The 13,867-nt window shown below is 50.4% G+C and carries 5 protein-coding genes and 2 pseudogenes; 2 read left to right on the top strand and 5 right to left on the bottom strand.

The features are described from left to right. Window positions 1-342: 342 nt before the first annotated feature. Complete coding sequence (locus AL515_RS07815; protein WP_061067473.1) at window positions 343-921, top strand: helix-turn-helix transcriptional regulator; 579 nt, start codon at window positions 343-345, stop codon at window positions 919-921. 196 nt (window positions 922-1,117) lie between these two features. Next, window positions 1,118-10,456, top strand: a complete 9,339-nt coding sequence (locus AL515_RS07810; RefSeq protein WP_061067472.1) for an autotransporter outer membrane beta-barrel domain-containing protein — start codon at window positions 1,118-1,120, stop codon at window positions 10,454-10,456. Window positions 10,457-10,650: 194 nt separating this feature from the next. Here the strand turns inward: AL515_RS07810 and AL515_RS07805 are convergent, their stop codons facing one another. From AL515_RS07805 to AL515_RS07785, 5 genes and pseudogenes are all read right to left on the bottom strand, one after another. After that, complete coding sequence (locus tag AL515_RS07805) at window positions 10,651-11,418, bottom strand: putative bifunctional diguanylate cyclase/phosphodiesterase (protein WP_048212357.1); 768 nt, start codon at window positions 11,416-11,418, stop codon at window positions 10,651-10,653. Window positions 11,419-11,520: 102 nt separating this feature from the next. Then, window positions 11,521-12,102 (bottom strand): helix-turn-helix transcriptional regulator, encoded by a 582-nt coding sequence (locus tag AL515_RS07800; protein WP_170927356.1) that lies wholly within the window; start codon window positions 12,100-12,102, stop codon window positions 11,521-11,523. A 21-nt stretch (window positions 12,103-12,123) separates the two neighbouring features. Then, on the bottom strand, window positions 12,124-12,819 hold the full coding sequence (locus AL515_RS07795) for a flagellar brake protein (RefSeq protein ID WP_061067471.1): 696 nt from the start codon (window positions 12,817-12,819) through the stop codon (window positions 12,124-12,126). 584 nt (window positions 12,820-13,403) lie between these two features. Further along, window positions 13,404-13,643, bottom strand: a pseudogene (locus AL515_RS07790) (DUF417 family protein); the annotation flags it as partial. A 65-nt stretch (window positions 13,644-13,708) separates the two neighbouring features. Next, window positions 13,709-13,858 (bottom strand): annotated as a pseudogene (locus tag AL515_RS07785) (YdgH/BhsA/McbA-like domain containing protein); the annotation flags it as partial. Between the last annotated feature and the right edge of the window lie 9 nt (window positions 13,859-13,867).

The following is a 13,867-nucleotide window of genomic DNA, read 5'->3' as shown; positions in this document are numbered from 1 at the left end:
ACGATTTATCTTAAATTTTAACAAAGTGTAATATCCACTTTAAGAATAGTTAATGATTTAAATAAAGACAGATATTATCTGTTGATATCCGAATAAATAAGGATACGTTCAAAGCAAAGAGCGAAATATACCCGTCATACTTCAAGTTACATATGCGTTGGCTGCGTTAATTCACCTCAGCCACATAGTATCTGTACGCCAGGGAATTCTCTCCCCGGACTTCCTGTAACTTGAATTATTTAGGGCATACGAGAATTAATTAACATTTCATGCATCGCGAGAAACTCTTTTTTAACCAAAAAAAGAGGCGACTGCTTGCACCAAAATTTCAAGGAGATCGTTATGTCTAAAGCTATTTTTTTGGGTGACTCAATTTACCCCTGGCTAGGCATGCGAGAAATCCTACGTGGCTCATCATTATATATTGATATCGCGTACCATTCCTCCCAGACGCTTTCTGCCGTCCAAACGCTATCTTATGAAACGGATTGCATCATTATTAATCCTGACAAGTCAGATTTTTTAAAATATGCCAGGATTATCCGCAACATGGCTATACGACCATCCACAACGATCATCGTGTTAGCCGATGAAGCCACTTTTTCTATTTTTCAAACAGTGTGCGGAATGGCCCTGCAGTTCCTCGATCAGGACACCAGTCTTGATCAGCTATTGCAAACAATCACTCGTATCATCGACAGAAAAAATCCACGCAATATCAAAGAACTACAAACAAAAATAACGACCAACGAATTCAATGTGATGATGATGCTAGCCCGCGGGTGGTCACTGGCACAAATCGCCGGAGTATCGCAAAAAAGCGAAAAAACAATCGGGGCGTACAAAAGCAACATTGCCAGAAAGCTGGGTAAAAGTAATACCCGGCTCAAGTACACCATTTCTCACTATAGCCAGCCGTAACTGACTTATTTAAGGATAGTAATCACAGTTAATTATTAACAGATTTTCTTTCGGCTCATTTTTTAATTCCGCCTGGCCCGGAAGGGATCGCTATTTTCGAAAATCGACATACCGGGTAGCACATCCGCGTGCCAACCATCGCCAACAACTCAACGCATTAACACATACATAACAGGAATGTAAACGAGGGTTATATATGAATAAGGTTTACAGCATTATTTGGAACGCGGCACTCGGCATCTGGGTTGTCGTCTCTGAATTAACCAGAGGTAAGAAAAAAAGCAGTTCACGTAAAACTGTTGCGGTACTGGCCGCCAGCGCATTAAGTGGCGCTACGATGATGGCCTCAGCTGCGCAGATTACCACTACGGGCGATCGAAATATTTCTGACGACTTCCAGAACGGTATTTCTGCGGGCGTTTATCAGGTTCCCCACGACTACGGCTTCTTATATGAAAATAATACTGCCAGTCAGACACTCAATATCAGCGGCGCAATCCCGACGATTAATCCGGGTCAAAGCGGCGTTGTAGAATCAACCACCATCAGTGAGTTACTGCGAACAGGAAAAATCACGCTGCAGGCTACCAGCCCAGGCCAGGGTGCAAAAACAATCACCACAGCAGAAGAGCTGGCGGAATACCTGACGTATAACCAATCGGCTACGCCTTCTCAAAGCGAAAACTTCGAGGTGGTTGACCCGGCATTCCCGGACGGCACAGAAACCATTAAGGTCTATGATACCAATGTGTTAAGTAGCTTTCTTACTAAATCGCAAATCGGCGATTCCGTATTAAATACTTATGATGCAACCAGGTCTGAAATCTATAAGCAGTTTGGTATCGCGCTGGCAACCGATGGTGCTACGGCCAACCTGAACATAGGTAATGACACCCTCAATGTACGCGACAAAGCCAATACCATCGAGTTACTGGCCAAAGACTCCTCCTTACTGGAAGCACAAGGCGCCAACAGCCAGGTAAACTGGCAGTCTGACAACTATATAAAATTTAACGCAGCACCCGTGATCCCCACACAAACGTTCACCGGCTCAGCGCAAACCTCTGTCTTTGGCGATGATGTGTCGCTGATGACTTATGGCTATGATGCAGATGGCAAGGTTATCGAAACCGGGGTGCGCACATTCACCATTACCAGTACGCAGGAGTTGGCTGATTTTAACGACTTCCTGTTGGGCAGAAGTGCCGACGCCGCAGAAAATGCCAATGGCGATAAGGTCAGCCAAATCCAATTGTGGCTGGAGGCTGAAGAGGTCACCACCGTCACAGCAGCACAAGCAAAGTATGCCGGGTATATCGATAGCTTAATTAATTCCAGTCAGCCGTCTGATGAACTCACCTGGGACTACAAAGTCTGGACCGATGGAAAGTCACATATCAACAACGCCACTGCCGCCCGCGGTGAGTTGCATGCCATTTATGCCAACGGCGCTGGCACCACCGGTACTCTGAACAAAGAGGCGATAATTGCCGTTGACGGCAGTATCAATGGCGTCATGAAAGCCATTGACGGTGGAGTTATCAACAACCTCGGCGAGCTGAACGCGCTACGCAGTTCTGGCGGGCAAAGCCTGGCGATTGGCATGTTGGCGCAAAACGCCGAGGCAACCAACCGCGGGACTATCAACTCAGGTCTGTTCATTGATAAAGATGGTAATCAGAACGTTAACAGCTACGGCGCATTCGGTATGCAGGGACAAGGTACCAGCGTTATCACCAACGAAGGCACCATCAACCAGGCGATCACCACCGATAACTTCGGCACCGCATCTGCCGCCGATCCCTGGAGCAAGGATAAACCTGATACTTCGCTGACGTTGGCTATTGGTATGCAGTTGTCCGGCGAGGCAAAAGGTGTCAATAACGGCAATATTAACGTCGTCGACGGACGTAAAAACGGCGCGTCTTACGGTGACGGCACCGCCTTTGGCGTGGAAGTCGCCGGAAATGCGACCTTTACCAACAGTGCTGATGCCGCTATTTACCTTGGTCGTGACGCAAGTAACCTGACCCAGGATGTCATCATGCCAGGTGGTGCCAGCCTGAGCGCCGGAATTATGACCAAAAGCGCCAAAGAGGTGATTAACAACGGTCTCATCACGTTGGGTACCGGTGTCCGTAACGCGGCAGGAATTTTGATCGGCAACGCAACAGGCAACGTACTGAATACGGGCAACATCGTCATCAATGGTAATGGGGATGCGGGGAACAACAAGAACTACGGCATCTCCGTGCGTGACAGCGGCACGGAAAATAATCAGGAAATCCGCAACGACGGCAAGATTAACGTCAACGGCACGAATAACGTGGGGATCCACGTCAGCGCCAATAACAAAAATGCCGAAGTAACCACCAGTGCCACAGGCTCTATTATCGTGGGCGGTACGGGTGGCATCAACGATCGTAACTACGCCATCTGGGCTGAAGGAGGCGCCAAAGGTCAGGCCGTGGTCAACGTCTACTCCAACATTACGCTGGACAAGGCCGGGAACATCGGCGTACACGTGCGTGATAACGCCATTGCTAACGTTGATAGCCTGAGTAGCCCGGTGTTCAACAACACCGATCAGATTGGCTATTATCTGTATGGGAAAGACGCGATCGCCAATATTGGTCAGGCGGTGATGAATGACAACGGTCAGGATCGCACCACCATTTTCCGTATCGCCAATGGCGCATTGCTGGCCGGTAACACCACCCCTCCTGGCGGCCAGGCCAGCTCCAACCTTGACCTTACCCTCAGCGGTAAGAACTCCGTTGGCGTTCTCGCTACCGGTGCAGGCAGTCAAGTCGATACTGGTGAAGCCACATTTACCGTGCAGGGTAGCGATTCCGCAGCACTGGTCATCGAAGGCGGCGCCAGCGGTAATATCAGCGACAAAACCACCATTAATTTAACAGGTGAACGTACCGTTGCCGGGGTGGTTGATGGCCAGGCGCATCGGTTGAATGGCAGCGCAGAGGGTAATGCCACCAGCACTACGCTTACTTCAAACGCGAAGATCACCTCTGAAGCCAGTGGCAATGAAGTGATCGCCTATATAGCGAGAAATCTGGGTAACCTGATCCTCGATACCAAATCAATTATCGATCTGGCCAGCATCGACAGTATCGGCGTGGACGTTCAACAAGGCGGTAGCTTAACCAACAACTCCTCCAGCGCCCTGCATGTCAGCAACGGCATCGGCGTTCGCGCGTCGGGTGCCAGTGCGCAAATTAATCAACTGGGCCAGGTTAAGGTTGATGATGGCACCGCTGGCGTATTACTGACGGAAGGGGCCAGCCTGCAGATTAACGGCATTAGTGGCGACAGCATTACCACCAACGGTACTGCTGATGGCATTCGCCTGGCAGATAAAGCCGGCGACCTGTCAGCGCAGCATGTGAAGATCCGTGCTGATGGCACGGGCGCAGGCATTCAAAACGATGCTAACAACACCAATATCACACTGCAAAATGTGACCATCGATTCCAACGACGGCGCGGGGATCCGCACCAGCGTAGCCCTGAACATGAAAGATGGGCTTAACAACATCCTTAACGTTAACGGTAAAGGTACCGGCTTCGCCTTTGAACAGCGCAATGGTGACGCAGTAACGGGCAATCTGACCATCGGCAAAGGCTATACCATTGAGGTACTGAACAGCGAAGGCAGCGGTATCCGCGCCAATACTGATGGCCGCATCGACACCAAGGCCGACATTAACGTGCACGACAGCGCTGGCGGTTCGGCAATCATCGCGAAAAACGTCAGCGCGTTAACCAACAGTGGCAAGATTATCTCTGCCAGCACCACCTCCCCGGTAATCGACGCCAGCGGTGACAGCAGTAAAGCCATTACCAACACCGGCACCCTGCAGGCCATCACCGACACTGCGGTGGCCATTCAGTCTGGTAAAGGCAATGACACCATTGATATCAGCGGCGGTGTCACCAGCGGCGTAATCAATACCGGTGAAGGTATGGACACCTTCAACTGGCGTAGCGGCACCTATGCCGGTGAAGTGAATTTCGCCGGTACTGGCGGTAACAATAAAGCCAACATCGGCAATGTGACGCTGGAGAACACGCGCCACATCATTACCGCTGCCGGTACGGGCAACGCCCTCACCTTCACCGATACAAAAGATGCGAAGATTGGAACGCTGGTCAGCGACAACCTGACTACCGGCACGAATATTGGCACCGGCTGGGATTCGCTGACACTCAGCGGGTCAAACGCGGATGTCCGCATCGTTGAAAACCTGAGTCTGGCAAGCAAAACTATTGCTGTAAACAATGGTGCAACGCTGCGCACCGGCGACCATGTCGAGCCAACCAGTACTGCCGCCAGTATTGGCGACTACAATGTCACAACCCAGGGCGCAGGCAGCAGGGCTATCTTCGATACCCTGGGTGATAACACCGCGGCGCAAATCTATAACGGTACTATCAGCGGTGACGGGAAGTTTGAACGTGCGGCGGGCGGCACCACGGTCTTTACCGCCAACAACAGCTACACAGGCTCTACCACCATTGCGCAAACAGGTACGTTGCAGTTAGGTGACGGCGGAAATGAAGGTGAAGTCAGCAAAGTGTCTGACATCATCGACAACGGCGTGCTGGCGATTAACCGCGCTAACACCGTGCTGCTCAATGGCGTGATCTCCGGCATTGGGGCACTGCAGCAAATAGGTGGCGGCATTACCCGTCTGACCGGCAACAACACCTATACCGGCGACACAACTGTCACCCATGGCACGCTGTTGGTGAATGGCGATCAAAGCGCGGCACGTGGCGCAACCACCGTCAGCGGCACCTCCACACTGGGTGGGAATGGCATTATCGGCGGCAACGTGTTGATGAACGACGCCACAACGATTAGCGCTGGTGACGGCGGTGCGGGTACGTTATCCATTAACGGTAATCTGCAGCTTGGCAGCAAAACGACTTCCGCCTTCGAACTGGGCCAGGCCTATACGCCGGGCGGTAAGCTGAATGACCTGATTAACGTCACAGGCGATCTGCAACTGGACGGGACTCTGGATGTCACCACGTCATCGGGCGGGAATTTCGGGCCTGGTGTGTACCGTATTTATAACTATGGCGGTACGCTGAATAACCAGACGCTGGAGTTAGGTGCTGTACCGGACACTCAGGATAAGAGCAACATCTTTGTCCAGACCTCTATCGACAAACAGGTCAACCTGGTGAATGCCAACGGCGTTACCCTGCAGTTCTGGGACGGCGCAACCGTCAATCAGAGTCACGGCGCATCCGGCATCGAAGGCAACAGCAAGATTGACGGCGGCGACGGTGAATGGATGGCGATCGGTGCTCAGGGCGACAACAACTGGACAACATCCACCGGTGAGGGCAACGCCCCGTGGGCGCAGAAGTCATTTGCCGTCTTCACCACCAAAGGCGGTACCGTTACCGTGGATAACGCTGCAGGTGAAGTTAACTTCTCCGGGGCGCAGTTTGATGCCGATGGTTACGTCGTAAAAGGCGATGCACTTAACGCCTGGGCCACCACAGAAAATGCCACCCATGCGGGGCAGACGCCGGGGACCGGTGAACTGTTGCTGCGCGTAGGCGCCGGCGGTGCGGGACAAAACTTTACGGCAACCATTGAGTCAATCCTTCGTGAAGCCAGCACCAACGACAAACTGACACTGGTGAAAACCGACCTCGGTCGTCTGATCCTCAGTGGTGATAACGCGTATCGCGGCGGGACGCGCATTGATGGCGGTACGTTGCAGATCTCCTCCGATAATAACCTCGGACAGAGCGGAACCGATTTGGCGATTAACAACGCCTCGACGCTACAATTAGGCGCGGATTTGATCAGCAATCGCACCATCGAGCTGGGCGCCAATGCTAATGCGGCCGTATTCGATCTCAATTCGCACCACTTCACGCCGACCGGGGAGATTACCGGTGATGGCAAACTGAAAGTCACCAGTAGCTCAAGCGATGCCGGCAGTATTCTGGCGCTCGACCGTGCCAACAGCTACAAAGGCGACACAGAAATTGCCGGTACCGGTAATAGCAACAATGTGACGGTCAATGCCAGCAAAACCGGCGTGTTCGGCAGCAACGAGAGCAGCACCATCACGGTTAATAATGGGGCAACGCTCAACATCAGCGGCGCAGACACCCGTCTACAATCACTGACCATGAACATTGCCGACAGCCTGTTAACGCTGGCGGATACCGTCACAGCCGCCCGCGCCAAACTGAACCTGACGGGCACAGCGAAAGCGCTGTTAACCAATAACGCCACTGCGGGCAACGCGACGGTCAGCGTGGCAAAAGACAGCACACTGGCGCTGGAAGAAAACGCCAACGGCGGCAATGCCGATGTAACTAACAGCGGGCTGATGACCTTTGCTGACCAGGCAATGGCAGAGAATACCGTCGTCAAAAACCTTGCAGGCGGTCTGGTAGATGTCAGCGCAGTCAACAGCGCGACTTCCATCGGTTCATTGTCCGGTGCGGGTAATGTCGAACTGGGCAATAAAGAATTGTCGCTGGGGAATCTGGTGCTTCCGGAGCCTGACACCATCAGCGGCATTATCAGCGGCAACGACGGCAGCCTGGTGAAAATCGGTAACGGTACACTGATCCTGACCGGCGACAACACCTACACCGGCACCACGGACGTCAACGAAGGTGTGCTGCTGGTCAACGGCAATCAGTCTGCTTCTACCGGTCAGGTCACAGTGAAATCGGGTGCCACCCTCGGCGGAAACGGTATTATCGGCGGCGCGGTTGATGTGCTGGACGACGGTCATATTACCGCCGGTGCCGCCATCAACAGCGTGGGCAAACTGACCACCGGTTCACTGACGCTGAGCGATAACGCCCAACTGGATTATCAGTTTGGTCAGGCTTATACCCCGGGCGGTGCTTTCAACGACCTGATCGACGTGAATGGCTCCCTGACGCTCGACGGTAAGCTCAACATTGAAACCTCACCGGGCGGTAGCTTTGATGTTGGTGTCTATCGCGTCATCAACTACACCGGCACATTGACTAACAATGTGATGGATATTGCTAACGCGCCGGAAGCGGCTGACAGCCTGTATGTACAAACATCGGTGAAAAATCAGGTCAACCTGGTCAACCATGCCGGACTGACGCTGCGCTTCTGGGACGGCACCGGCGGTGAGAATGGCGAGCTGAAAAACAACGGCGTCATCAACGGCGGCGACGGTATCTGGCAATCCAGCCAGGGGAACGACAACTGGACCACCGATGAATCGACACCAGAAGGCGCGCTGAATGCACCGTTTACCGATGCCGCATTTGCCGTCTTCCAGGGGGAAGCCGGTAATGTGACCGTCGATAACAGTAAAGGCGATGTCATCATCAGCGGCGCGCAGTTCGCTACCGATGGTTATCGCGTCGGCGGTGAAGCCATTACTACCGATACCGCCAATACGTTGATTCGCGTCGGTGATGGTACGGTCGATGGCGTCAACTACACCGCAACCATTGACAGCGTGATCCGCGGTACCGGTGGTCTGAATAAAGGCGACCTCGGTACGTTAATTCTGACGGGCAACAACACCTACAGCGGCGGCACGACTATCACGTCAGGGACGCTTCAGGTTGCAGGCGATACCAACCTCGGCGCAGCAGAGACCGGAATCACCTTTAACGGCGGTACGCTGAAATATGGTGAAGCGTTTGATACCGCCCGTCAGGTGACGCTGGAATCTGGTGGTGGGACATTCGACACCAACGGACATGATGTGTCCCTGCTGACGGAAGTCGAAGGTAACGGTCAACTGACCAAAACCGGTAAAGGTTCACTGACGCTGACGCTGGATAACACCTACACCGGTGGCACCACCATCGAACAAGGTGTATTGCAGCTCGGCACGGGCGGTACGATAGGGAGTATTGAAGGGGATATCGTTGATAACGGCGTGCTCAACGTTAATCGCGCCGATACGTTGGCGTTAAGCGGAAACATCAGTGGTGCAGGCCAACTGCATCAGACCGGTAGCGGTACAACGGAGCTGCAAGGCCAAAACAGCTACAGCGGTGCAACGCTCATCACCAGCGGGGTATTGCAAGCCGGTGATAACAATACTCTGAGCGCCGCCTCGCACCACTATGTTGTCGCGGGCACCACCCTGAATACCCAGGGTTATAACCAGACAGTCGCAGGGCTGAGCAACGGTGGCGATGTGTCGCTCACCGGCCAGCAACCAGGCACAACCTTAACGGTTAAAGGGGATTACAGCGGCGAACAAGGCACTATCAACATGGCTGCCCGGCAGAATGCCGGCGGCACAGGTATTGCTGATCGCCTGATTATTGATGGCGGTAAAGCCAGCGGAAGCACGCTGCTGGATGTCGACGGCTCCGGCCTTGGCGCACCGACCGTGGGTGACGGTATCGAAGTGGTCACGGCGCTTAACGGTGCAACGACGACGGCACAAACCTCACGGGATGCCTTCCATCTTGTCGCTGAACGTATGGCTGCGGGTGCCTTTGAGTATCAGCTCCACGCCGGAAACGCTCAGGGCCAGGGCGAAAACTGGTACCTGAGGAGTGAATATCGTCCGGAAACCATGCTGTATTCCGGTCTCGCCAGCGTGGTTCGCCAGGGGGACATCAGTCTGTTGGGCAACATGCACCAGCGTATGGGTGATGAGGTTAAACCGGGTATTGATGAAGACAATCGCGCCTGGGCGAGAATGATTGGTTATTCCGGTAAAACCAAACTGGATGATGCAGCCGGTACGCAAACCAGTTCCCATACCATGGGTATTCAGGTCGGCGTCGATATGTACGCCAATGAAAGCTGGAAAGCCGGTATGTATACCAGCATTCTGGATATCGACAGCAATGTAAAAGGCAGTAAAACGGGCAGCAACGGCAAAGGCGGCAACATCGACGACAACGCATTTTACGTTGGCGGTTATGCTACCTGGTTCTCTGGTGACGGTATGTATGTCGATAACGTCCTGCAATACGGGAACCATAAATCCCGCCTGTCAGCATCGGGTAACAACGGCTCTTACACCGTCAAAGGCAATACGCTGACGGCCTCAACTGAAGTGGGTAAAGCATTCCGTTTAGGTGCCAGCGCCTGGAGCCTGGAACCGCAGGCCCAGTTGATCTATCAGTACAGCAACTTTGATAACAGCACGCTGGATGGTGTGACCCAAACGAAAGTGAAAATGGATACCGCCGATTCGTTTACCGCGCGTCTGGGCGTGCGTCTGGTCGCGGACTACGACACCAACCATGGCAAGTTCCAGCCGTACGGCCGGGTCAACGTATGGCAGGGTCTGGGTTCCAAAGATAAAACGCACTTCAGCAACGCGGTCGCCACCACCACGCTGGAATCTTCACAGCAGTACTCCAGCACCGAGGTTGCAGCGGGTCTGTCGTGGTCTATCGACCGTAATCTGCAGGTCTACGGCGAACTGGGGACACAGTTCAGCAACGGCAGCAATAAATCGCAGGTTGAAGCCCCGGTCAATGCGTCGATTGGCTTTAAGAAATCGTTTTAAGCAGGCATAAACTCGCAAGCCCCCTGTTCACAGGGGGCTTTTTTTGTCGCTCCAGAATACAGCGCTGCCTGAAACGCTGCACTTATCACGCCTACGGATTAGTGTTCGTTCTTGCAGGTCGGATAAGGCACAGGCACCGCCACCCGACAACGCGAAAGAATTCAGACTAAGGGGAACAACAAAGAGGGATGAGATTAACGGCTATATTGCGCTAAGAGTGAAGGAATCTCTTCTGCCAACACCGGGGGAGAAATGAAGAAGCCTTGAATTTTGTCACAGCCAATCTGCGTCAGGCGATCAAGTTGAGACTGGGTTTCAACCCCTTCGGCCAGGACTTCAATGCCAAAATTGTGCGCTAAAGAAATGATACCCTCAATAATCCTTGTCGATTTAGTGTCGGGCTCTATTTCGGTGACAAACTCTTTATCAATTTTTAAGGTATCAAAAGGATATTTCAACAGATAATTAAGATTAGCGTGCCCGGTACCAAAATCATCAAGCGCTAACTTGACCCCGATTGCCTTCAGTTCCGTCATATTTTTCGCCGCTATTTGGCTGTCACACAGCGGCGATGTTTCCGTTACTTCAATCTGGCAGCGATGAACCGGAAGGCCGGAAGCGGCCAGGTTTTGTCTGATTCGTTGAGGTAAAAGAGGATCGCAGAATTCAAGCGCAGAAATATTTACTGATAATACAAGAGGTTCGGGCCAGGTACTCGCAACATTCCACGGCGGGCTGGCAACCATATCTTCAATTGAAAATATATTGCCGCTGTCTTCCAGTAACGTAATAAATACATCAGGAGAAATCATACCCATCTGAGGGCTGTTCCACCGCATTAATGCTTCAAATCCGCTAATACACTCGGTATGTAAATTAAAAATAGGCTGATAAACCATATAAAGTTGACTGGTATTCAATGCCTTTTCAAGCGCGGTGAGCACCTCATCGGAATTAAACATTCCCCCTCTCCCTCTACAAATCATATAAATTAAAAACCAGTCAAAGTCACTCCCGAGTTGTACCTGCTGTTAAATGCGTTACATCAGAAAAGAATAGCCAGGTTAGGGTAAAAAAGACATGCTGTGGGTAAATCTGACAATCAGTTTATTCAGATCAGAGGTATTAGTCAGTCCCAGCTTGGCGACAACTCTCATCTTATGCGCCTGAATAGTCTTATAGTTCAGACTAACCAACTCAGAGATTTCCTTGGCAGAATAACCACTTACCAATAGATTGAGGATTTGTTGTTCTCTTTCCGTCAATCTCTTCTGCGAACGATACAGTCGGGGATTCCATTTCCCGACCGACAACGTAGCCAACTGAGCAAAATCACGCAATGAGGATTTCTCAGTCAATACTATGGTTTTTTCAACGTATAATAATTCAACACATAATTTCGCCACCAAACTATCAGCAACGATAACGACAACGCTATTATAAAACTTGAACCGGTTTTTATTCAAAAACTGCACAATGGCAGAACAAGGCTGTTCATTGTTAATGATATTAAAAACCATTGTCTGATGCTGGCATAATGACGACTGCTGCAACATATCCTCAAACTGGAATGTTTTTATCGGCACATGTTTGCTTGTCAGGTAGGCAAACATACCGTTGCCCACAAAATTATCACTGCCACACATCAACATCCTGTTCACCGCTCCTTATAAGCTTCTAATTTTATTACTCATTAAAAATTTAATAATGGTTTTCTCAACTTCAGCCTCTTCACGACGGTTCTTAAAATCGAACTCGCAAGAAACCTGATGACAGGAATACAATTGATTATCCTCATCAAATTCGTTGATCGCGACGACATCAATGACTTTTAGATCAAGCTGAAAACTGCCGAACGTATCAAAATCCAGAGCAGCATTTTTAATCACTGCATCCTTGTAAAGAAAACGGGCATTAACATCTTTAGCGATTAACGCACAACCACCCTGAGAGATGTTTTTAATCTTAAGTGAGTAGTTCTCTCCGTTTTTGTAACGACCAAAACAGAAAAAATCGAACCCCTTCAGAAAAGAAAACCGCTGATTCTGTCGCTGTTGGGCAAAGAAAATCATATCCGGGATGAGGTAGGATAATCCTGCCTCAGCACCTGTTGATGGGGTGGCTTCAAATCTGGCGCTAAATTTTATAATCCCGCTGTCACTGTGCAGGATAAAGTATTGGATCTTTTCAGGAATGATGTCTTCATGACCGGTGACCACAAAGCGTTCGAAATCGATCCTTTCTAACTGCGTGATGACGCTGGTGTTTTCACATAAAACTTCCAGCTTCGTCTTCTTATGCAGCTCTTCACGAAGGATAGCTATGATCTCAAACTTGTTGTCCTTTGCTAATCCAAAGTTCATTCTAAAACCCTTATTTCCATATTTAAGATATGTCTCGACCCCGGTCTGATGACAGACAAAAACGCGAGATCAGCATCCACCCCTGGTGCCTAATTACCATAGTGGATTCCATGTCGAACAGTTGATTAAAACTTAAGTTTTTAACTATCTTTCGTCACTTATTGATACGTAAAAACATTTAATCAGAATTAATTTTAGCTTAAGCCATGCCTAAAACCATGCAAACCTACGCAATAGCTATAACAAAAGCGAATAACAAGACTTTTCAAAATGCGATTTTGAGATAATAAATAGCAATAATCGTATAGAAATAAAATAGAAAAAATGCTGTAAAACTAAGGAGTTGACAATACAGAGCGTGGACGGGGGGTGCTGAACCTATAGGCACAATATCCAGCAGGTGGTCATTAGCCAACTGATACCAATACCATTACGTCTCATTTCACAGGAATGAATGTATCATTCAGGTATATTAATCGTAATTTAACTTAAGTGATAAAAAGGCCAGCATGATGCTGGCCCCGGTAAATACCGAATTAAATTAGAGTGGCAAACTCTCTTACAGAGGATACAGCGTTAAAAATTCAATACCGTTGTTTAACGATTGCCCGGGCAGAATCAGCAATTATCATCACTGCCCCAGCCAACATTAACGTGTTTTTTAGCACCAGACGTCCCGCCCCCGATAAATACGGAAAGCCGTAGTGTAAATCACCCAATGGCATAACCCATACTTCTGGTGTGGTAATTAAAAGCGACAAGGTGACCACCGGCGTTGCAAATGCCAGAATTTCCCCCATCAATCCTGACCAACGGCTAATCGGTCAAGGTTAATCCAATTCGATCCCCCTGCCCCAGTAAACGAAGATATTTTTCCATGACGGCAATCCTACTTGTACAAAATTGCAGTGACATAAGTACTGCTATCAATTCTCATCGAAGTAATTTTCCATGATGATGCCAGCTTTTCTTGCGCCAGTTTAGCAATGTCCTCTTCGACATCAGAAGGTGCCGCTGAAATAGCGGATACACTGACGTGGGCCAAAAA

It is taken from the genome of Citrobacter sp. FDAARGOS_156, from assembly GCF_001559235.2.
In the GTDB taxonomy this organism is placed as follows: domain Bacteria; phylum Pseudomonadota; class Gammaproteobacteria; order Enterobacterales; family Enterobacteriaceae; genus Citrobacter; species Citrobacter youngae.
This window is presented reverse-complemented; position numbering and strand designations above follow the sequence as displayed.

Excerpts from the sequence above, each read along its gene's own strand:
- AL515_RS07800 (WP_170927356.1), bottom strand. The coding sequence starts at position 12,102 with ATGTGTGGCAGTGATAATTTTGTGGGCAACGGTATGTTTGCCTACCTG.
- AL515_RS07805 (WP_048212357.1), bottom strand. The coding sequence starts at position 11,418 with ATGTTTAATTCCGATGAGGTGCTCACCGCGCTTGAAAAGGCATTGAAT.
- AL515_RS07795 (WP_061067471.1), bottom strand. The coding sequence starts at position 12,819 with ATGAACTTTGGATTAGCAAAGGACAACAAGTTTGAGATCATAGCTATC.
- AL515_RS07810 (WP_061067472.1), top strand. The coding sequence starts at position 1,118 with ATGAATAAGGTTTACAGCATTATTTGGAACGCGGCACTCGGCATCTGG.
- AL515_RS07815 (WP_061067473.1), top strand. The coding sequence starts at position 343 with ATGTCTAAAGCTATTTTTTTGGGTGACTCAATTTACCCCTGGCTAGGC.